Genomic DNA, 22,910 nt, shown 5'->3' on the forward strand with positions numbered 1-22,910 from the left:
TATGGTTATTGGCGGCTACGGAAAGTGGTCCACATGCGGGTGCGTTGGCGCATGTCCTTGAGGCCCATGCTGCGGTCGGCGTACAGGCGGGCCCGCACGTCAGCAGGTGGATAGATGTCTGGGTCGTTGCGAATGGCTTCATCCACCAGGGGCGTGGCCGCCTGGTTGGCCGAGGCAAAGAACAGGCTGTTGGTCAGGGCCGCGACCGACTCGGGACGCAGCATGAACTCGATGAACGCCCGGGCCGCTTCGGGGTGCGGCGAATCTTTGGGGATGACCAGGTTGTCCTGCCACACGAGGGTACCTTCGACCGGTATCCGGTAGGCCACCGTAAACGGCTTATTCGCCTTGCGCGCCTGATCGGCGGCCATGTTCACGTCACCGTTGTAGGTCAGCGCCAGGCAAATATTGCCGTTGGCCAGGTCGTCGATCTGTCGGCCACTGGCTACGTACAGCACCGAGGGTTGCAACTGATGCAGCAAGGCCTCGGCGGCCGCCAGGTCGTGCTTGTCGGTGCTGAACGGGTCTTTGCCCAGGTAATGCAGGGCCAGGCCGATGACTTCCTGAGGCGAGTCGATCAGTGAGATGCCACAATCCTTGAGCTGGCTGGCGTACTCGGGCTTGAACAGCAAATCCAGGCTGTTGAGCGGCACGCCCGGCAGGCGTTTTTTCACCGCCTCGACGTTGATGCCCAGGCCCAGCGTGCCCCAGGTGTACGGCACGGCATAACGGTTGCCGGGGTCGACGGCGGCAAGCTTGTGCAGCAAGTCCGGGTCGAGGTTGGCATAGCCCTTGAGTTGGGCTGGCGGGTTCTCCCGAAGCGCCCCGGCAGCCAAGGCACGGGCCAGCACACTGGAGGATGGCACCACCACGTCATACCCACTGCCGCCGGTGAGCAACTTGGTCTCCAGCACCTCGGGCGCGTCGAAGGTGTCGTAGCGCACATGGATCCCGGTTTCCTGTTCGAAGCGTTGCAGTGCCTCGGGCGCCACGTAGTCGGACCAGTTGTACAGATTCAATTGTTGATCGGCGGCCTGGACCGAAAAGCTCAGCGCCAACACCAAGCCGGGAATCGCACATTTGAAAGCCATCATCATGACAGGCACCTGAGCCATTGAAGTGCTGGCAGCATGCGGGGCAAGATACATCGGATAAATACCAAGTTAATCACCCTGACTTTATGCCGGAGTAATGTTTGATGCTCGGTCAATTGCACGATCTGGATCTGCACCTGCTGCGCCTTTTCGTCAGCGTCGTCGAGTTCGGCGGCTTCAGCGCGGCCCAAGGTGAGCTGGGCCTGAGCCAGTCGAGCATCAGCCAGCACATGGCCAAGCTGGAGACCCGCCTCGGCTATCGCCTGTGCAGCCGCGGCAAAGGTGGGTTCAAGCTCACCCCCAAGGGGGAGCAACTGCTGCTGGCCACTCGTGCGCTGTTTCAATCCATCGAAGCCTTTCGGCACCAATCCAACGGCGTCGCCGGGCGTTTGATCGGCGATATTCGCGTGGGGCTCTCCGAAGCCCTGGATTGCGGTGTGGTGCAGCAGGTGGCCGAGGCTATCCGGCGTTTTCGCGAGCGCGATGAGTCGGTGCGCATCGAGCTGATCAGTGCCATGCCCGGCGAGATGGAGCGCTTGCTGTTGCAACAGCGCCTTGACCTGGCCATTGGTTATTTCTCCCAAGTGCAAAGCGCCTTCGATTACCGTCCATTGTTCAGCGAGCCCCAGCATTTGTACTGCGGCGCCGGACACCCGCTGTTTGTTGATCCCAGGCCTGACCTCGAGACCCTGCGCAATGCCGATGTGGTGGATCACCCCTATCGCTTCTTTCGCAATGACGAACCGCTGCACGGCAAACAGAGCTCAGCGCGCTCGGAACAGGTCGAGGGCACCCTGGCCTTTATCCTGTCGGGCAAACACCTGGGCTACCTGCCCGAGCACTTCGCCCGTCCGTGGGAAGACAACGGCCTGCTAAGGGGCATCGGTCAACCGCAGTTGAGCTTTGAAGTGGCCTTCCATCTGGCCCGGCATCGGGCGCAGGTCCCGGGAGATGCGCAGGTAGCGTTCGAAGAGGATTTGCTGGCGGCGTTCGGGATGTAGTGGAGGTGTTGGGCTCGGGCTTTGTGGCCACACCGAGCAATTTTGGGCGAGCCTACTCGCGATGGCGCTGTGTCAGTCGACAGTGATGTTGAATGGGCTGGCCTCTTCGCCGGCAAGCCGATCTCGCTCCCACGGAGGTTTTCCGGGCCTAGGTGGCATCGAGGGGTGGACCCGGAGCGGGTTGACCAGGGCGATGTTGTCCCCTCACGCGCGCCAATGAGAAATATTACCTTTAATATCTGGAAATACTTTCCCTGCATTGGGTGATGCCGCTTTAGGCCGCAGGGCCTTTCTGGCATCCTGCGCCTCCCTTTTCTGACCTGGCCTTTTTGGCGCCCTGCCCGTGACCTCATCTGACCACTCGAAAACTGCCCCCCGCTCGGACCTGATCTACGGCCTGTACGACCGTCCGCACCTCACCGCTACGGTGTTCGCCGCCCTGCAACATGTGCTGGCAAGCTTCGTCGGGATCATCACGCCGACCCTGATCATGGGCAGCGCCCTGGGCCTGCAAAGCGAGATTCCCTACCTGATCAGCATGGCGCTGTTCGTCTCCGGCCTGGGGACCTTTGTCCAGGCTCGACGCTTCGGCCCGATCGGCTCGGGGCTGTTGTGCCTACAGGGCACCAGCTTTTCGTTCATCAGCGTGATCCTCAGTGCCGGGTTCATGGTCAAGGCCCGGGGTGGCGGCACCGATGAAATCCTCTCGACGATCTTCGGCGTGTGCTTCTTCGCCGCCTTTATCGAAGTGGTGCTGAGCCAGTTCATCGGCAAGCTGCGGATGCTGATTACCCCGGTGGTCACCGGCACCATCATTACCTTGATGGGCTTGTCGCTGATCAAGGTGGCGATGACCGACATCGCCGGCGGCTACGGCGCGGTGGACCTGGGTGGCGCACATCACTTGGCCCTGGCGGCGTTGGTGCTGGGGACCATCGTGGTGCTGAACCGGGTCGACGTGCCATTCCTGCGCCTGGGGGCCATCGTCATTGGCCTGACCCTGGGCTACGTGGTCGCGTGGTTGATGGGCGATGTGGATTTTGCCAGCATGCCGGACGTGCCACTGGTGAGCGTGCCGGTGCCGTTCAAGTACGGGTTTAACTTCGACTGGGTGGCGTTCATTCCGGTGGCGGTGATTTTCCTGGTCTCGCCCCTTGAGGCCGCCGGCGACCTGACGGCCAACTCGATGATTTCCCAGCAACCGGTCAAGGGCCCCGTGTACATCCGCCGGATCAAGTCGGGGTTGCTGGCCGACGGCCTGAACTCGGCCATGGCGGCGGTGTTCAACAGCATGCCGATGGTGACCTTCGCCCAGAACAACGGGGTGATCCAGCTCACCGGCGTGGCCAGCCGCTACGTGGCGTTCTTCATCGCCGGCCTGTTGGTGCTGCTGGGGTTGTTCCCGATGATTGGCGCGGTGCTGCAACTGATGCCCAAGCCAGTGCTCGGCGGCGCGGAGCTGGTGATGTTCGGCACGGTGGCGGTGGCCGGGATCAAGATCCTCGCCGAAGCCGGCCTGCACCGGCGCAACATGCTGATCGTGGCGATCTCCCTGGGCATGGGCCTGGGGGTGGCGGCGGTGCCGGAAGTGCTGCGTGAGTTGCCCAAGGCGCTGCACAACATCTTCGAGTCACCGATCACCGTGGGCGCGTTGTGCGCTATCTTGCTCAATGTCTTCCTGCCCGAAGAGTTCCTGGAGCTGGAAGAGGATGATTTCGACCCGGAGGCCTCGATCCTCAAGGTCATGGAAAACCCGGACATGCCGCCTCACGGCAACGTGACCACACCGGTGAACCGCTAAGCCGGCGAATGGGTCGAGCTACTGGCGGTTCGACCCTTATTTTTCGAGAGCCCGCTCATGCGCCGACTGATCACCCTAAGCCTTGCCCTGTTGCTGCTCACCCTGGGCGGCTGCGCCCTGTTCCCCAATCGCGACCCGCTGAACATCAATGTGGTGGGCATCGAACCCCTGCCCAGCCAAGGCCTGGAGGTGCGCTTCGCGGTGAAGATCCGCCTGCAGAACCCCAATGAAACCACCCTCGCCTACACCGGCGTGTCACTGAACCTTGAAGTCAACGGCCGGCCGCTGGCCACCGGGGTCAGCGACCAGTCGGGCAGCATCGGCCGCTTCTCCGAGACGATCATCAGCGTGCCCGTGAGCATCTCGGCGTTCTCGGTGATGCGCCAGACCCTGGGCCTGAGCCAGAACCAGTCCCTGGACAACCTGCCCTACGTGCTGCACGGCAAACTGGCCGGAGGCCTGTTCGGCACCATGCGCTTCAAGGACAGCGGCCAATTGAGCCTGGCGGGAGCGAATGCGAGTAGTTGGTAACCCGATAACAGTAAGGGCAAGACCCTTGTGGGAGCGAGCCTGCTCGCGAAAAGGGTGTGTCAGCCGCCGGTTATGGCGCCAGACATGCCGCCTTCGCGGGCAAGCCGGGCCCGCTCCCACAGGCTTTGGGTGGACCTATGTATTACTTGGCAGCCATCAACCGATTGACTTCACTGCGCACCATGTTGGCGTACTCAGGCGGCGACAGCGTGTCCAGCTCAGCGCGTACCCACTCGGCCCACTTGCCTTTGCGCTTGGCGCGCTCACCGAACAAACGTGCCGCCTCACCCTTGGACTTGCCCAGATTGCTCTGCCAGAGGTCGAACAGACGGGACTTTTCGTCCTCAAGCGCCGCGCGCTCGGCATGGGGTCTATCGGCTAGGTTGAAGCTCATGGACATTTCCTGCAGTGTAAATAGCCGACATCTTACACTGTAGGCCTAATCCTACAGAGGCAGATTTGCCTCGAGCCCGGAGCAATGAACAAAAAAGCTGCAACTTTTGCCCCACGCCTACACTCCATTGTTCACTGTTCGTAACCACCAAAAGGAATCACCCGATGGCCCGGAAGAACACCCCGCACAACAACGATGATCAGATCAAGGACCAAGCCTTCAGCGAGTTGCAAAGCTTGATCGAGGAATCGGAAAAGCTCCTCAAGAGCAGCGCGGCCCTGGTGGGTGAAGAAGCCGAGACCTTGCGCGGGCAAATCGCGCAGAAGCTGCAACAGGCACGCGATGCGGTCAGCAGCGTGCGCGAGCGGACACAGCCGGCGGTCGAGGCCACCGAAACCTACATCGGCGGTCATCCTTGGCAGACCGTGGCCATTTCGGCCGGGTTTGGCCTGGTGGTGGGGTTGTTGCTGGGACGTCGCTGAGGGGCTGCGATCCAGGCTGCGGCTCACACGTGCCGCAGCCTGGATCGGTACAATCCGCACAACCCGCCGTTAAGCTGGCGACGTCATGTTCAACTGCGCCGACAGCTCAACGCTGGGGCCTTCGGTCAGCCCCATCATCAATCGTTCAAGGGTGACAATCTTCACACTGCCTGACACATCGATAAACAGTGTGAGCATTTGCCTTGCCAGCGTACTGGCGGATTGCGCGTTACGCAGGATAAGGCTGCGCCCATCATTCGGATCGGTCAGCATCACGTGCCCTCCCGCCAGGATGATTCGCCATTGATCCATGGTCTCCAGTGGCAATAGCAACTGACATTTCTTCGGCTCCAGCCGTAGGAAGTCAACAATCAGGCAGTCCAGCCGCAACCACGCCTCCAACGACACCAGGAACAGCATCTGCCTATCGGCATAGCCCAACACCAGTGTGGTGACGCCATCGGGTATCAACCCTTGCAGGTCCTCAATGCTGTCCCGGCTGTCCAGGCTCAGCACCTGCGCCTCGCGCCGCGCCGTGCCGGCATAGCCCCAGACGTCATGCTCCGGCATCCACCAGACACCGTTGCGGTTGCTGAACAGCTGATGATTGAGCGGTTCATGCAGTAGGGGTGTCTCACCATCGCGGGCACCCAAGTACACGGGCCAACGCCCTTGGCTTGCTACCGTCGAGCTGAGCAGGCGGGCGGCGCGCACGTCATACCAGGTGAAGAGGTCATCGATCCGACCGGCGCTCAACACGTCGCGATGCTCATGACTGGCCACCAATGCCCTGAGCTTTTCCTCGCGTTCCTTGCTGCTGCCCAGGGCATGCAGGTAATCGCCCTCAACCCCGACAACACGCGGCGGGACGTCATCTCGCAGTTCGACCCACACACGCTCACGGCTCAAGCCGCGCAAGCCGGGATCGTCCTGCAGCACCTGGGTGAACGACCACGAAGGGGCCACTTCGCGCCAGGCTGGGACGCTGTCCTGGCGAAGCAATTGTCTGCCATTGGCAAACGCGGCCGGGAAGTCCTCGATGGCCATAAAGGGTTGGCGATAGACCCGGCCAGTGACCGCGTCCCATAGCCAGGCGGCTGTTTTGTCCGGCGTCTGCGTCAATAGGCGCACGGCATGATCCGTTCCGGTGTCGGCGATCAATAACCGACCGTCCAGGCACCAGACACTCAGGTGTGCGTTGCCCGGCACATTTTTCAGCCCGTAGACCTCAAAGCCATCGGCTGCGAACTCGCGGGCCACCACAAGCACCCACTTCCACCATTGAAAGCCCCTGTCATCGGTGTATTCGGCCTGGGCCAACCAGTCCTGGTTCAAACCGATCAAGCGTGCGTCATCGTGCGTGTCCAATTGAAACAGCATGCCACTCTGAGTCAGCGCAATGTGGCGTGGCGCTTGGAAAAAGACCTCTGTCACCTCTTCAGGCAGCATGTTCACCGCAGGTTCGTCCTGCGCGTTGACCCGTTGCCGATATAGGCTGCGCCGGGCTTGATCGTAGAACAGGAAGGTATCGCCATCAGCCTCATGGGTATTGAGCAGAACCAGGTTGCGGCTGCCTGATTTTTCCCCGTCCGCTGGTAGGTGCGGGCGAACGATCAGCCCATCGTCACGACGCAACCAGAGGCTGCTGGGGACGCTGGCGTCCGTCTCAAAATAGTTGATCTGGGTCAGGGCATTGCCCTGGTAGTCGACAACACTCACCGCGTCGAAAGGCGCCAGTTTCTGGTCGCGGACCATCAGCTCGTAATCCCAGAAAAAGTTTGCCAGGGAAACCACATGCTTGCGCTGCAACATAGAGACCTGGCGTTCCGTCAGCTTGCCGGTGACCGCGAGCAACGAAAGCTCATTGGCACCAAGCAGGTACGTCATCTTCATGTGGCTGCCGTCGCGCAGTTCGACTTTCTGAACAATGCGTATCAACCCTTCGCCAAGTGCCTGGAACGTCGAAATCCTTGAACCCGAGACGGGATCCATCAAGCGGTAGATCCGATTGACCTGCCCGGTAATGGCATTGGCGCGCCAGATCAGTACCTCGTCGGGGACGTAGTAAAACGCGTCCTGGCCCACCTTTGCGCCCAGGCATGCAGACGCCTCAAACGCCGGTGCCAGGCCGTGTACATACAGCAAGCGGTCTTCGATGCGATCGTAATGGGCCGTGGTGTAGATCGGCTGGAGCGGATCGCCATAGGGGACAAGCACGTTGTGAACGCGGGTGTAGCGCCCGGCCAGACGATGGTGACGAGCCAGGTCGCGGGCCACTTCAAGTGCACCCGCCACCTGCTTGCCGGAGTCGACCTCGATCTCAGTGATCAACAACGCGCCCTGCCCCCAGTCCACTTGATAGGACTGCTGCGCCAGTTGCAGGTGGACAGTCGTCTGATCAGGGACCTGCACCTGCGTCGTGCCCAACTGCAGCCGGTCACCCTCAACCCTGACCTGTACTTCATTCAGCCAGGTAGCACTCAGCGCCCAAGACATCGAAGGCATGCCAGAGCGTGAGCTGAGCGTCATCACCTTCACCCCTTCGGCCAACGTCACCGTGCATTGCCCGCCAACGCCTTGAATGTCATAGGAGAGGTAACCGTGTATCTCCCTGGGCAACGTCGGTACGTGGAGAAAACGGTTGCTGTCCTCCAGCACGACCGTAATCGTCGTCGGCTCATAATTGCTCACCAGTTCATTGAGCACGTACTCGGTGGGAAACCGATAAAAACTGAACCAGAACTGGCGTATCCCGTCACTGTTGTACTCAAGTTTGAGCGCCGTTTCGAAATGCTCGTGGCGGGTGGTCGCGAACGGCAGTGCCTTGTAGCCAAAGCCAAGGCAGCAGCGCGGCGCACACGGCAGCACCACCGACTCGAACGGGGTGGCCTCGGTGATGGCCCTGATCGCTGGATACTGGAGCGACTGGCGGATGTTGAGCGCTTTCGAGCGATCCGGATTGCCGTGCGGCGGATGCAGCGCACTGGTGAAGGCGCCATAGATTTCCTGGCTCGCGAGTTCAATCCTGCGATTGTTCAGGTCAAGCAGCGTAATCACGGCATAGGGGTTGGCGCTGAAGGCATCATCAACGCTCGAGTAGCCGCCGGTACGGTAGGCTTTGGCCAGGTGATTGAGGTAGTCGCCAACCTGTCGGGCCTGTTCCAGGATCCCGCTGAATCCTTGGACCAGCGCGCCGATGCCAATGGCCAGCCCCCCCAGGATGACACTGGCACCGCCCAGGAAGGCAGCCGCCGTGCCAGCCCCTAAATAAGTGGCCCCAAGCCCTCCCACCCCGAGCAACACGCTGGCCGAGTCAAATGCCAGTTGCGTGGCGAACTGCGCGCGCTGCGTGTCATTTTCGGCATGAGCCAACAGGTAGATATCAAACCCTACCGCCGCCAGTTGCAGTACGCCACCGGCGACTTCATTGGCCACATGCCCCAGGGCGTTGAATACCACTGCCTCGGTCGTTCTGGCGACCAGCAGGCTGTCGGTAAACACGTGGCGTGCCAGATTCACCACCTGCACGACATCCACCGCAACACCGTGCGTCAGTTGCGCATACGCCAAGTAGCCATGCAGGCGAACGGCGGAGGTCAAGGCCGTCGAGCCGTTGTCTTGATCGGCCAGTTCCCGATCCTTCAGGGCAAACAGCAGCGCCTGGATGGCAAAGCCGGCATTGAGGGTATGCACCGCGTCGGCATGGGTCGGGTCCTCGGGACGTGGCGCCTTGACCGCCAGCGCCTTGTAGGCCTCGCTCAGATGGGCGTTGATCTTTTGCAGGCGTTCATCCTCGGCCACGACCGTGCGGGTCTGCTCAGGATCCCGGGCATTGATCAACGTGATCTCAGTTTGCCCCCCCGCCCCTTTTTTCATTGACTCGAACATCGGCACAAAGTCCCGGCTGAGTTGATGCTGGGTCTGCAGTCGGTGGGTGGCGCTTTCAATCTGGTGTGCCCACGCTTGAGCATCCAGCAGCGCCAACCCATTACCCAACCGGGCGTTTTCCGACAACGAGCGCACACTCAATGCCGCGTGATGTTGCCAGACATCACCCGTGCGCTGTCCCACGATCGGTTCGTTGCGCAGCAAGTGCCCGACGTTCGATTGCGACGCCAACTCGATCTCGGCAATCCGCGCGCCATTGAGTTCCAGCAGGTTGAAGGTCGCTTCCCCGCCCCCCTTGACCCCGTAGATCCGGGCGATGCTTTCAGTTGCCAGGAAGCGCTCGACCCCTTGGTGCAACGCCTCCAGCGCCGCGAAGCGATACAGGCCGAAGTTGGGATCGTAAAAGTAATACGCGCTCTGACCAGACCTGACGACTTTGGCCATCAACAACGAATGATTGTCCGTATTGAGCATCAAGGTCGTGGACGTGGTTTTACGCTCAAGGGTTTGCGCCACGGATCCCAGGTTCGTCTGGCCGTGCTTTACCCCCAGATCGGCCATAGGAATGCTGCGCAACGCTTCGAGTGTCGACAGCAAGGCGCGGGTTTCGATGTCCCGTGGGGAGAGGCTGGCATTGGCCAGCTTGCCGATCAGTGCGCGTTCGCCGCTTTCACCCTGTTCAAGCGCAGCGGCCATCACCAACACCAGCGGGTAACAGCGTCGTCCTGGTGTACCGGCGTCGCGTACCAGCAAGTCTTGTGGCAACTGCTTGGCAATCGTCGCCCCCGCCTCGAACAGTTGCTTTTGCACCGGGCCGCCTCGTTGCAGGATCGAAGCGCGATACTCCTCTTTGGCTACGGTTTCGATGTGCGCGATGTGTTCGCGCCACTGGCGCACGCTCAACGGGTCGGCAAAGGCCTGTGCTTTCAACACCCGAGCACTGTGCGCACCCGGCGCAGCATCGGCAGGTGTGTGGCGCACGCCACCGAGCTGTCGCGGGTCGCGCCCACCACGCAAGAGGGTTTCAATGGCTTCGTATCGAGCGGCCAGGCCTCGATCCTCGGTGTCGCGGGCCAGCGCGTGAGTACGCTCCCAGGTCTGGGCGAACCCTTGCTCGTCAAGCGTTTGCGCATCGAACAGCCCCCCAAGCACCACGCGGTGCAACGGACTCAACTGGTCGACAGGCAGCTTGCCGGCAGCAATGCGAGTCAATGCCTCATTCAAGTTGCCGAGCGTCTCGCCCCCCACCGATGGCGGCAGGTCACTGGCTGATTGGGCGAGGATTTGCCGACGCTGCTCGAAGCTCAGGGACACACGCTGGTGAAAGGTGACGTCACCACTGAGGCGGTCGTTCATCGCACGCCTGAAGGGCTCTCCCAAATCATCGAGCAAGTCTTGCAGTACCGAGGTCAGCAACACCGGTTTGCCCTCGATAACGGGCCAACCCTTGTTGAAGGTCAGGGTTTGTTCCTTTAACAACTCCGACAGGTTGCCGGCGTAACGGGACTTGAGCTTGCCTAAAGTCCACTTCTCCTGCTCCTTGGCCAGCCACTCCTCGGGATTGCCATTGACCGTCCAGCCGGAAATTTTCTCCTCTTCGGTGGCAACGTTGTACCCCTCCTTCAATTTCAGACGGGCACGCACGGTTTTGCCGGGATCGGGCAGTAAGTGCGCTTCGATGTAGTGCTGAATGCCCACATCGGCAGCGCCAGGCCCCGTGAGGTCGATGGTGCCACGGGCGCCGATACGGATGCCGTCCCGGTAATAGTCGGCAATTCCCTGGGCCAGGGAAACCAATCGGTCCTGATGAGAGGTTGTCAGACGCCCCTGTGCCAGGGCATCGCGCATGACATCCTGAATCACACCATTCACTCGCGGCTCATCGCCCCAAGAGACGCCCGCCGCGAGCAGGCGCCGCTCCACCTCATACAGGCAGTCATAATTGATCCGAATCATCTGCATGATGGACTCGGTCATGCCGCTCCCCGGATGGGCCAGCATATGAGCATTCATCTCGCTCGCGGTCTGGGTACCCGATGACGTCCCCAAGCGGATCGCATCTGGCGCAGCCACGTTATCCTGCGGGGCGACAAATATTTCCTTGAGGCCAGGTTTACGTCGCGCGAAGGCCAGCAGGGTTTCTTTGTGTTCAGCGGGGATTTTTTCGGTTCGGTCCGGATAGCGCTGCGGGTCCCGGCCAGGCATCAAGGCATCGTTATGATTGAGCAACACCTGCAACACGCCGATCCGGGCAGTTTCATTGAAACCTCGAATATCGACACCTCCCAGGGTGTCCGCCAACGCGGGCAAATAATCCATGTCGGTGTAACGCCCGCCCTCCAACGCTTCGACCTGCAGGCGCACGACATCGCTGGCTGCTGCGAAATTGCCGCGCAGGGCAACTTCGCGCTGATAGACATCGCTCAGGAAGTGTTCGCGGAACTCATGCTGGACATCGCGCAAGCGCAGGTCGGGGCCGGTCATGGCTCGGTGCGTGTCCAGGCACCGCTGGCGGAACGCCTCAAGTGCCACACGATCCTTGCCATAGGCGCGGACCATCAAGTCGATACGCGCCGCGTCAGCCTGGCCAACCCACTTGGCCTGATCCAGGTACTCCGACATTTGCTGTTTCAACACCCGCGCGCGGTCTTCAATCATCCGTGACAATTGTTTGGGGTCGGTCACCTGATCACCGCCCGACTCCATGGCATGGGCCCGGGCACTGTCGAGAATGACCCGGTTCATCTCGAATGCCAGCACGGCATCACTGTCGTACCACAGATTGAATGTATAGCCGTGGGGCGCCAGCACTTCGCGCCAGATGTTCATGTAATCGCGCTGTATCTGGCCCACCTCACTGCCGCCAACCCAAACAAAGTTCATGATCTTGGGCACTAGGGCTGGCGCCGCCGACAACATAGTCAGCGTATCGAACAGTCGCCCCGCATACTGTTTAACCCCCTTGTGTAACTGATGGATGAAGCTCGACGCCGGCACGCGTTTTTGTCGAAGCAAGAACGCAAATGTTTCCTGGAATAACGTTACCGCCCCTAACTTGTCTATTGCCGTATCACCCTGACCTGCCGCGTGATAATAACGATCAAGTGCCGCGTATTCCGGGGTATTTGAAAACTCATTTAACGCGTCTTTAACCTGCGCAAACTCTGCCGACGAGAGAAAATCCCTGCGCTTTTCGGCGCCATACTTAGTGTCATTCATTATTGACTCATCCTTGAATAAATATCGGCTGCGGCCCTACCCCGACACTCCTTGATCTACGGCTACCGCATACGTCACACGCGATAAAAGCGTGGTGCAATAGCTCGCACATTTCGGGCTTGCCCAGCCACTAACGAAATACATTAAGTTCGCCAGCCCAGTGTTTGGCGCAAGGAAAAGTAATGCGCAGCGATAAAACATTCAAACCCGGACAGGTTCAAATAGTTTCCACAGAAACAACCCATAACACTCCAGTAAATAACAGCGCAGCTTCACTGTTGGGCTGTTTATTTAAAACATTAAGCAGGAAACGCTCCCGCCGGACTCCATATGTTCGAGTGGCACAGGCATCCGTTAACTATCTACCGCCCTGGCGCCGGATCTTCGCGTTAGCGTTGCGGTCTCTTCACGCAGCGCCCAGGCGTTGCTTCAACCTCAGGCAAGCACCATGACCGACTCCCCTGCTGCGCTATTTTTCCCCGAAGCCCTGCAAGACATAAAACGACTCAGCCCCCGACTGCGCGCGATGTCGTTCACCGTTGAAGATCTCGCCTGGTTGCGCAACGTCGAGTTGGCCACGCACACCCAGCGCCGCGCACAACACTCGCCGATGACCGTGGACCGCATTGTGCTGAAGATCGCCACCGCAGACCCGGTGCCACTGGTGGGCAGTTTCATGATGTACCCGGCGCCCGGCGGCGATCACGCCGTGCTGTATACCCCGTACGGCGGCCTGCTCAAGTTCGACAACCTGGACACCCTCTGGTTGGCGCTGGAGCGAACGCTCAAGGACGAAAAGGCCCGTCACGATCTGCTGCGTTTACTGCCCATTGCCCAGCGCCACACCATGGCAGTGGGCACCCCGTTTGCCGTGGCTGGCGAGTTGATCGAGGCGGGGGTTTTCGAGCAACAGGCCCAGGATCTGGCCCAGAGCCAACGTGACAACGTCGCGCAGATCCAGGCTCAACTCGATGAGTTACCCAGCCTGACCGCGATGCTCAATCAGTTGCTCGACACCCTGCTAGGCGCCTACTTCCCGGGCGTGGATCAGCGCCGCACCGTGGCCAATTACTATGCTTCAGCCAACCCATCGGACGCCAGCCAACGCCGCTGGATCAGCTCCAAACCGCTGGCCGAAGCCTTGTTGGATGTCTACCTGCACCAGGGCTGGCCATCCCATCAGGCGGTGGATTTTTTCCATCCCTCACTGCCCGCCGGCGCTGACAGCCAAGCGCAGAACCGCCATTGGCACAGTGTCGTCAGCACCCTCGCCGCCGGCTTGCCGTCGTTTCTGGGTAGCCTGTTACGCCGCTATTGGGCCGAAGACGTGGCGACCACCGGCACTCGCCGGGACCTCATCGCCCAAGCCATGGGTGACAAGGCGCACATCGACCTGCTGCAAAAGCGTCAGGGCGGCATCATCAGCGCCCAGCAAAGCCGGGAGTTGGCCGTACAGTTCCAGCGCAGCGACGCCCCGCTCACGTCGACCCCAGATGAGTTGCGCGTGGAAAAGGTCCGCCTGTGGGAGCACCGCGAACGCTTCGTCGAACCCGCCTGCACCTTGATGCTGAGCAACAGCACCAGCGCCTACCTGTACAACCAGGCCATCGGCCTGCAGGTGCTGCACGATTACGCGGACCTCAAGCAGACCTTGCGCAGCATGAGCACTGCCGCCGGGCATGAAGACCGGTTGTTCAACCAACTGGCACTGCAGGAGCGCAATCTATTCCTGGGCTTCAACAACGCCCAGGTCCAGGGTGAGTTGCTGTTCGGGTCGGTGTTCAAACAACTGGCTGACGACATCATTGCCAAGCAATACAGCAACATCGCCTATGCCCTGGACACCTATCGCAGTAGCGAAGGGACGATCGACCTGCATGCCTTGTTCGATCAGGCGCTGGATGTGCGGGGCATGCTCGACTGCGACCTGCCAGCCGCAAGCACCACCCCGCGCTGGAGCACCCGGCCACTGGTTGCCGGGGAGTACCGTCCTTCCATCCTGGTGGCTGACCAGGTCAAGCAACAGCTGGTGATTCTGCAGCGGGTGCAGTCGGCCATCGCCGCAAAAACCGCTGCCCAGCCGACAGATGACCTGACGCAGCAACGGCGGTTTCTGGAGGGGCTCAAGGCCGATCTCGGCCACGCCATGGCGCTCGGCATTCGCACGGAAGCCAACCTGCGCACACTCACCCGGGGGCCTGACAACGACGAACAGTCGATCATCGACACTGTGCTCAACCCGGACAAGCCCACCCGCCAACAGCGGTTGGCGCTGCACGGGTTTCGTCCCGATGCCTTTTCGTTGAGCATCGAATGCTCGGGGGAGTCGCCCCCACGCCCCCTGGCCAACTGTTATTTGCTGACGGAACGCGGCGGGCTGGACGAAGCCCATTCGGGCCGGGCGATCCTGTGGACGCCAGGGCGCGGGTTAGAGGTGTTCGACAGCCTGCACGCCTTCAAGACCGAGATGGGCCGCAGGCTGTCAGACAGCGCGCAACGCCTGTTACTCCTGGAAAACCTCTCCCAGCCCCACTGCCACGCCCACCAGGCCTACACCCTGGGGCCGTTGCGCCTGATTGAAGGTGGCCTGCCGGAGCATTGCCAACAAACGGCCATTGACCAGTACCTGGCCGACCGCCAACACCAGCGTACCCAGACCTTGCCCGCGGCGTCTGAGGTGTCCGGCCATCTGCAGTCGCCCCTCAACCTGCAGCGCGCCACATTGATGGCGCAAGGAATCATTCGCAAGCACACCCTGCCTACCTGGCTCGGCGCGGCACCTGATGACGAGGTGCAGCACCATGTCGAGCAACTGGAGCAGTTGCGCCACAGCGTCTGGCGCAATGAAGACTATCTGCATGGCCTCCAACCGTTTGCCGATTATGTCCGCGAGCGCCTGCGTGCACTGATGGCGGAACGGTTTCCGCACATGGGCCTCGATCCCGACCGGATACAGGTCATCCCGGACCTGAAGCTGGCCGGCCCGGCACAGACCTTGACCGACTTCGCCCTGGCACCGGCCCATGTCTGGCAAAACATTGGGTTCACGCTGGCCTCTGCCATCAGCCAGAGACTCCCGGTCGACTTCAATGCCCAGGAGGTCAAAAAGCTGTTGCTGCAACTGGACATCAAGACCGCTTACCGCCAGTTGATCCAGGCCACATTGGCCGACGGTGCAACAGGCCTGGCGCAACGGCTGGTGTATTTCGTCAAGCAACTGCCCTGGCAACTGCTGCTGCACGCCCACGAACTCAAGCTGTCGGGCAAACTCTCACAAGCCAGTTTCGCGCTGATCCAGCAGGTGCTGCACATGCCCGACGCGCTGGCCCGCAAGACCGTCGCCGGGGCCAACGCCATCGTCCGGCCCCTGGCGTTGATCGCCACCGAAGGGGCAGGCGTGGCCAAGACGCTGGGAATGTACCTGATTGGCGCAGCCGGCGGGCACGGTCCGCTGGTGCTATACGCGCCTTACGACAAGCACCTGGGGCTCCTCGAAGTGGAAAACGAAGCGAGCCTGATTGATGCATTTCACTTCCCGGGGCCGGTCCAGGAACTGCTGATCCGACGGCTGCTCGATCCCTACAAAGCCCTGTATCGCAACCTGCTGGAGGGCAATTCCAGCAGCGACATTCGCCTGGCGAACCAGGCCATCGATGGCAACTTTCTGTTGACCCTGTTCAATGACAACCGAGAGCTGTTGATCCACATGCTCGGCAGTCAAACCGAGCGCAGCGCGCAGGCCGACTGGAGCGCGCTCAGTGCGTTGTTCACCCAAGGTATCAAGTACACCAGCGAGTTTCTCCCCGGAAGACTGGCGATACCGCGCCTGCTATGGAACAGCTACACCGCGTTCGAGGCCTCGGCCCAGGCCCTTCAGGACCACCAATGGAAGGCCGCGCTCGGCAACTTCATCAATGGCGTCGCCCGGATGTTGGCGATCGGTAAGCAACTGCGCGAACCCGCCAGCCTTACCCCGCTACCGGTCACTGGCGAGGGTGCCGCGCTCAAGCCCGCGGCGGTTGTCGACGACCTCGGCACGATCGATCCAACCTCGGGGCAACGTAGCCTGTTGCAGCCGTTTGAAGCCATTGATGTCGAGCTCAAGAACCTGGGCCCCAAACGTGCCGATGGCACCTACCTGGACGCAAAGACCTGGCGCACCTACGTCCCGGTCCAGGGCAAGGTCTACCGTGTCGATCAATCCGGGGCGGCCCCCCGTCTGGTGATTGATCAACACGCAGGCCCCTATGTGCAGAACAACGCGGCCCAATGGGTGCTGGACCTCGGCGCGCAAACGGTGCACTTCGGCAAGGCCATGTCGCGTATGCAGAACCGCTACCAGGCGCACACCGTCGCGCATCGGTTCATCAACGTCGAAGCCCGGGGGATGGAGCAGATCCGCGTCCTGTTCCCGGAAAGAGCCCGGCTGATTATCCAGGCGCTGGACCTGGCGCGGTTCTATGCCTTCAACAGCCTGCACAATCTGGCACAGTTGAAAACCGGCACCGTGGGCACTCGCCTGGATGGGTTTCTCAAGGAGCTGTTCGATGTCGCGGTTATCGACACCGCCACCCTGCAAAAGATCGGTAACGCCATCATCCCCCTGTGCAAGGCACTGGTAGACCCCACGCTGGACCAACTGGACCACCGCCGCTTTGTCGTCGGCTCGAACCGGTTTCCCGATGAAGGCTTGATCGCGTTTGTGCTGGACGAGGATCAACAGCAAAAAGTGCACTTCACCGAGCGCTTCTTCGAACAGGGCCTGGAGCACTACACCCAAGCGCTGACAGCGCCCTTCGATGTCCTCGGCCACGCCCAGGCGTCGACCCTGATCCATGAGTTCGCTCACCTGGTCTGCGGGGCCATCGACATTGCCGGGGTGGAGGCCAGGCGACCGTTCAGTGATCTGATCTCCACGGTTTCCCCGCACAACCGCGAGTTGAAAGAGGCCCAGCAGAAGTTCCAGCGCGAGGCACTGTCCATGCGCACGCCGCGCGACGAACTGTTTGCCTATTGGCACAGTGAACGTGAGCAATGGGAGAGTTTTGACGAGTTGGCGATGACCCGCCCCCTGAGCGACAAGATCAAGCGCATCACCGGCACCGACAGCATGATCGGCGCTCGCCGGGTGTTTCGCGACCGGGCGTCGGCTGACCGAAGGATCGAGGTCATCCTGCACAACGCCGACTCTATCGCGCGGCTGATCTGCGAGATGGGGCGCCAACTCGACTCACCTGCGCAGGACGATTGAAGCACTGGACACGCAGGCGCCGTGCACAGGCGTAATGCTTCTCGACCTGTAAACCACCTGTGGCGAGCACGTTCGCTCGCCACAGGTGTTCTGCTTCGGCGGGACGCCCTTGAGTGAACAGCATTACGTGCACAGGCGTGTCTTTTCGCACCTGGAGTAACTATCTACCGCCCCTGCCGTTACCCGCGCCCTTAGCGTTGAGCCCTCTCCGGCACGACGCCCAGGGTCACTCCATCCGCAGGTAACCACAATGCCCGACGCCCCCCTTCCACTGTTTTTTCCTGAAGCCCTGCAAGACATCAAGGTACTGAGCCCCAGGCTGCGGGCCATGTCGTTCAGCCTCATGGACCTTGCCTGGCTACGCAACGTTGAACTGGCCAGCCACCTGCTGCGCTCGTCGCAAGTCCATCCGATGGTGGTCGAAAGCCTTGCGCTGACCATCGCCGACGGCCCCCCCGAGCCGTTGACGGGCAGTTTCATCCTGCACCCAACGCCGGTAGATCAAGGCGCCGTGTTGTATACGCCCTACGGTGGCCTGCTCAAATTCGATGACCTGCCGACGCTGATACAGGCAGTGAGCGCGACCCTGCAAGATACAACCGCACGCGTGGACCTGTTGAGTTTCCTGCCCATTGACCGACGCACCGCCCTGGATAACCGCACCTCGTTCACCCTGACCCGACACCTCATCGACGGCCAGGTCTTCGTACACCAACTCGAAGCGCTGCAGCAGAGCCATCGGCGCAATGTCACGCTGATGCGCGATCAATTGGATCGGTTGCCCACCCTGACGACGATGTTGAATCAGTTGTTCAACAGTGCGCTCAGCCAGCACTTTCCCGGGCTGGATCAACGCTACACGCGCGTCAGCTACTGGCCTGAACCCCCATCGACTGACCCATCCTCCCCCTCCCCCTCCGCCACCCGTCACCCCGTGGATCCAGAGCCGCTGGCTGATGCACTCCTGCGCAGTTACCTGCATCCAACGTGGCCGATCACGTTGGTTCGCCAGTACGCCCATCCACAACAGGTCAGCGCCACACACGACCCGGTACACCAGCAACAGTGGGAAAACGCACTCACCTTCATTTCAGCCCATTTACCCTCGATGCTCATCTATTTGCTTCAAGCGTATTGGGCCGCAGACGCCAGCCAGGGTCTTTCGCGCCGGCGACTGTTTGCCCAAGCCATGAGTGACAAGGCTCGAATGGACCTGTTGCTCAAACGTCAGGACGCGATCATCACGCCCACGCACAGTCAGGCATTGACCGCCCTGCTCGACCTCGACAAGCGCCCGAGTGCGCTGCAGGCGCAAAAAATTCGCCTGTGGGAACACCCCGAACACTTCGTGGAGCTGGCTGGCAGCCTGATGCTGATCAGTGATTGCACGGCGTATATGTACACCCAGCACAGCGGTCTACAGGTCCTGAGAAACGATGAGGATGTAAAACGCACCCTGAGTGCCATGGCGACAGCCAACGGACACGAAGATGAGCTGTACAGCCTGCTGACACTCCGGGAGCGCGATATTTTCCTGGGGTTCGACCAACCCGACGTGTCGGGCGAACCGATCGTCGGCCCGGTCTTCCAAGAGCTGGTCGATGCCATCATCGCCAAGCACAAAGACAACATTGTCTACGCGCTGCAGACGTGCCGAAACAGTGACGCGGTCTTTGATCTCCAGGGCGTATTCGATCAGGCACTGGATGTCCGCAGCCTGTTTGACAACCACTTGCTCCAGGCCCCGGCCAGCACGCGATGGCACACCGGACCGGCCAGTCCAGGCGCCGATCGCCCTTCGATCGTGCGGGTGGTGGAAGCCGCGCTGTCGATCAAGAAGTTTCATAGCGTTCAGGCGCCCCTGGACCTGAAAATCGCCGCCAGTGCGTCGATCAGCGACGAACAACAACGAGCGCTCCTGGAGTCCATCAAGCCCGAGCTGGCCCATGCCATGTCCGTCGGCATCCGGGGGGAAGCGATTCTGCGCCTGCTCACCCACACACTGCAGGCCGATGAGAAAGCCATCATCGACAGCGCACTGAACCCAGACAAGCCCACCCGCCTGCAAAGAAGTAAGGTGAACGGGTTCCGACCCGATGTCTGGTCGTTGACCCTTGTATGCCCGCAGGAGCCAGACCTGATACCGCTGGCCAACTGCTTTTTGCTGACGGCGCGTGGTGGACTCGACGTGGCCACCTCAGGTCGGGTCATCCTGTGGACGCCAGGCAACGGGCTGGAGTCCTTCAGCTCCGTCGACAGTGCCAAAGCGCAATTGCATCGATACCTACAGGATCAGGTAAAGCGCTTTGTGCTCCTGGAAAACCTTCCTCGCTCACAGGTGCATTCACATTGCGCCTACACGCTGGGGGCCTTTCGACTGATCGAAAGAAACCTGCTCCAGGATCGCCAGCAATCCGCCATAGAGCAGTACCTGGACGAGCGAAAATACTGGCGCTCACGCAACGTACCCGACGCCAACCCTCTGACGGATCCCAGGCCGCTCAAATCTGCCCCCACCGCGCTCAATTTGATGCGGGCAACACAGATTGCCGAGGCCATTATCACTCAACAGTCGCTGCCGATCTGGCTGGCTACCGCTTCGCGTCACGACGTGCAGCGCCATGCAGAGTTGCTGGAGCAGTACCGGCTCAGTGTCAAAGACGGCAAAGACTATCTGCATGACATCCCTTCGCTCACTGACTACGTGCGCGAACAGCTGCAAACGCGCCTACAGCGGCGCTTTCCTGGCGTTGCCCTGGATCCGCAGCAGATCTACCTCACACCGCGCCTGGACGCAGGAGCCACGGCGCGCACATTGACTGATTTTGCGTTGAGCCCTGCCCCTGCCACCCAGGGCATCGAGTTCACCATTACCTCGGCACTCTCCCAGGCCTTGCCCTCGGGCCTCGATCTGCCCGCAATCAGGCAACTGATTCGCCAGTTGAACATCACCACCGCCTACCAACAGCGACTGACAGACAACCTCGCCAGCACCGCCACCTCGTTCGCTACCCGCCAACGGCGGTTCACCAAGCAACTGCCCTGGCAGGTGCTGCTGCATGCCCACGCGCTGATGCTCCAGGAAAAACTCTCGGCGCGTGGCCTGGCCTTGCTCCAACAGGTGCTGGACATGCCGGATGCCCGGGCGCGCAAGACCGTGCCGGGCGCCCACGCGATCGTGCGGCCGCTCGAATTGATCGCCACCCAAGGCGCCACCGGGGTCAAAACCCTGGGCCTGTACCTGATTGGCGAACACGCGAGCGGCCCGCAGATTCTGTATGCGCCTTACGACCAGGCACTGGGCATTGCCGAGTACGAGAGCGAGGCCCAGGTGATCCGTGCCATCAACCAGAGCGGCGCGTTGCAGGACCTGGTCATCCGACGACTGCCGGCCCCGCACCAGGCTGCTTACCGAAACCTGCTGAGCAGCACCGCCGAGGCCGGTATTCAACTGGGCACCAATGCCATCGAGGGCAATCTGTTGCACCAGTTGTTCATCGACAACAACGAACTGCTGTCACACCTGCTCGCCCGTCAGCCTGATGGCCCCACAGCCGATGATTGGGAGATGCTCAAGACCGTGTTCTCCACGGGCGTCAAGTTCGGCCTGCGATTTTTGCCGGGCAAGCTGGCAATTCCACTGATCCTTTGGCAAAGCTATACGTCCTTCAAGGCGTCCGCCGAAGCCCTGCAAGACCATCACTGGAAAACCGCGCTCTACAGCTTCATCAACGGCATGGCGCAATTGGCGATGGTGGGCAAGGTGATGCATGAACACAGCGCATCTCCCCCGCAGGACCACACCATCGACGTCACGGCCCCCGCCCGCACCCGGTTGCAGCCGTTCGAGGCCAGCGACGTGGTGTTGTCAGGAACCCAGGCCGCTGACGGTACGTTTCGCGATGACAAGACCGCGTTTCACTATGCCCCCGTAGAGGGCAAGGTGTACCGAATCGACAAGCGCCGGGTGGCACCGCGCATCGTCAATGAGCACCATCAAGGACCGTACGTGCAGAACACCGGCACTCGCTGGGCACTGGACCCCGACGTGCATACCGTTCACTTCGGCAAGGCCATGTCGACGTTACGCAACCGGCAACAGTCCCGGACCCAGGCCATGGTGCGCGAGTTCATTAACGTCGAAGCGCGGGGCATGGACGCCATTCGGCGACTGTATCCGGACCGTGCCAGGCAGATCGTGCAGGCCCTGGACCTGGCACGGTTCTATGCGTTCAACAGCTTGCACAATCTGGCCATGATGAAAGACAACGTTGTCGACTCACGCCTGGAACCGTTCTTCAAAGAGTTCTTTGATGTCGAGGAGGTCGATGAAACCCTCCTGAAAAAGATCAAGACGGTCATTGTCCCGGTGTGCCAGGCATTGGTGGACCCGACACTGGACCAACTGGACCACTCGCGCTTCGTTGTCGGCGCCGCTCAAGCCGCGGGTGAGGGCATCATCGCCTTTGTCGTCGGTGAAGACGCACAACAAACGGTGCACTTCACCCAATACTTCTTCGACCAACAACTGAGTCTGTACGACAACCTGCTAACCGAACCCTTTGATATCGCGACCCACGCGCAAGCCGCCACATTGATCCATGAATTTACCCATCTGTTTTCCGACACCTTTGACATTGCATCACTGGAGTCCAGAAGACCGTTCACCGACCTGATCTCGACCAACACCTCGCCCGACCGTGAACTCAAAGACCTGCAGCAAAGCTTCCAGCGCAAGGCGTTGTCATTACAGACACCGAGTGAGGAGTTGTTTACGTCCTGGAATCAAAAGAAGGGCATCTGGGAGGACTTTGATGAGTTATCGGGCACCCGAAAATTGCGTGCCGCGATCAAGTCTGCAACCGGCACCCGCAGCCTGGAGGCGGCTCGCCGGGCGTTTCTTGACCCGACCTCCCCCGTTCGCCGGATTGACACCATCCTGCGCAATGCCGACTCGGTCACGCGCCTGATCTGTGAGATGGGTCGCCGACTCGACTCGCGGGAGACCTCGGTCTGACACCCGTGTAAACGCCTGGCCAGGGGCCAATGCGGTTCGCTTAAGGGCGTCTCAACCTACAAACAGCCGGTGGCGAGCTCGCTCACGCTGGACGCTGCCCGGCCCGGCCCGGAAAAAACCACGAATCACCGCCCGCTGACATGGAATCGACAAATTTTCTACATTCTGGGCTTCATCATTGGCGCGGCTCATACGTCATCACCTATGAGAGTGCCCATGACCTTTGCTGATC

The 22,910-nt window shown here is 60.8% G+C and carries 9 protein-coding genes; 6 read left to right on the forward strand and 3 right to left on the reverse strand.

All coding sequences use genetic code 11. The annotated features are described in order from the left end of the window. Nucleotides 1–5 precede the first annotated feature (5 nt). Nucleotides 6–1,097, reverse strand: a complete 1,092-nt coding sequence (locus BMW74_RS03270; protein WP_093413612.1) for a polyamine ABC transporter substrate-binding protein — start codon at nt 1,095–1,097, stop codon at nt 6–8. 101 nt (nt 1,098–1,198) lie between these two features. On the opposite strand from BMW74_RS03270, the gene BMW74_RS03275 reads away from it, so the two are divergent. The 3 genes from BMW74_RS03275 to BMW74_RS03285 all read left to right on the forward strand — a co-directional run bounded on the left by BMW74_RS03275 (nt 1,199) and on the right by BMW74_RS03285 (nt 4,427). Continuing rightward, nucleotides 1,199–2,095, forward strand: a complete 897-nt coding sequence (locus BMW74_RS03275) for a LysR family transcriptional regulator (protein WP_093413615.1) — start codon at nt 1,199–1,201, stop codon at nt 2,093–2,095. A gap of 343 nt (nt 2,096–2,438) precedes the next feature. Then, the gene (locus BMW74_RS03280) at nt 2,439–3,896 is read left to right on the forward strand and encodes a nucleobase:cation symporter-2 family protein (protein ID WP_093413618.1); all 1,458 of its coding nucleotides are present in this window, start codon (nt 2,439–2,441) and stop codon (nt 3,894–3,896) included. Between the two features lie 57 nt (nt 3,897–3,953). Further along, entirely contained in the window at nt 3,954–4,427 is a 474-nt protein-coding gene (locus BMW74_RS03285) for an LEA/WHy family protein (protein WP_093413621.1), read from the forward strand. 142 nt (nt 4,428–4,569) lie between these two features. Here the strand turns inward: BMW74_RS03285 and BMW74_RS03290 are convergent, their stop codons facing one another. Continuing rightward, nucleotides 4,570–4,821 (reverse strand): hypothetical protein, encoded by a 252-nt coding sequence (locus BMW74_RS03290; protein WP_093413624.1) that lies wholly within the window; start codon nt 4,819–4,821, stop codon nt 4,570–4,572. 164 nt (nt 4,822–4,985) lie between these two features. Here BMW74_RS03290 and BMW74_RS03295 point away from each other — a divergent pair, with 164 nt between their 5' ends. Further along, nucleotides 4,986–5,303, forward strand: coding sequence for an ElaB/YgaM/YqjD family protein (locus BMW74_RS03295; protein ID WP_093413627.1), 318 nt, complete (start codon nt 4,986–4,988; stop codon nt 5,301–5,303). A 69-nt stretch (nt 5,304–5,372) separates the two neighbouring features. On the opposite strand, the gene BMW74_RS03300 is transcribed toward BMW74_RS03295, so the two are convergent. Then, a complete protein-coding gene (locus BMW74_RS03300) occupies nt 5,373–12,074 on the reverse strand; it encodes a TcdA/TcdB pore-forming domain-containing protein (RefSeq protein ID WP_175479143.1) in 6,702 nt (2,233 codons plus the stop codon). Nucleotides 12,075–12,858: 784 nt separating this feature from the next. Between BMW74_RS03300 and BMW74_RS03305 the strand changes: the two genes are divergently transcribed. After that, entirely contained in the window at nt 12,859–17,661 is a 4,803-nt protein-coding gene (locus BMW74_RS03305; protein WP_139208361.1) for a DUF6543 domain-containing protein, read from the forward strand. Nucleotides 17,662–17,911: 250 nt separating this feature from the next. Beyond that, nucleotides 17,912–22,678, forward strand: a complete 4,767-nt coding sequence (locus BMW74_RS03310; protein WP_093413637.1) for a dermonecrotic toxin domain-containing protein — start codon at nt 17,912–17,914, stop codon at nt 22,676–22,678. Nucleotides 22,679–22,910: the final 232 nt, after the last annotated feature.

The sequence above is a fragment of the Pseudomonas sp. ok272 genome (assembly GCF_900109995.1).
In the GTDB taxonomy this organism is placed as follows: Bacteria; Pseudomonadota; Gammaproteobacteria; order Pseudomonadales; family Pseudomonadaceae; genus Aquipseudomonas.

Bases quoted from the DNA above. Each gene is read 5' to 3' on its own strand.
- BMW74_RS03270 (WP_093413612.1), bottom strand. From the start codon at position 1,097: ATGATGATGGCTTTCAAATGTGCGATTCCCGGCTTGGTGTTGGCGCTG.
- BMW74_RS03275 (WP_093413615.1), top strand. From the start codon at position 1,199: ATGCTCGGTCAATTGCACGATCTGGATCTGCACCTGCTGCGCCTTTTC.
- BMW74_RS03285 (WP_093413621.1), top strand. From the start codon at position 3,954: ATGCGCCGACTGATCACCCTAAGCCTTGCCCTGTTGCTGCTCACCCTG.
- BMW74_RS03290 (WP_093413624.1), bottom strand. From the start codon at position 4,821: ATGAGCTTCAACCTAGCCGATAGACCCCATGCCGAGCGCGCGGCGCTT.
- BMW74_RS03295 (WP_093413627.1), top strand. From the start codon at position 4,986: ATGGCCCGGAAGAACACCCCGCACAACAACGATGATCAGATCAAGGAC.
- BMW74_RS03300 (WP_175479143.1), bottom strand. From the start codon at position 12,074: ATGAACTTTGTTTGGGTTGGCGGCAGTGAGGTGGGCCAGATACAGCGC.
- BMW74_RS03305 (WP_139208361.1), top strand. From the start codon at position 12,859: ATGACCGACTCCCCTGCTGCGCTATTTTTCCCCGAAGCCCTGCAAGAC.
- BMW74_RS03310 (WP_093413637.1), top strand. From the start codon at position 17,912: ATGCCCGACGCCCCCCTTCCACTGTTTTTTCCTGAAGCCCTGCAAGAC.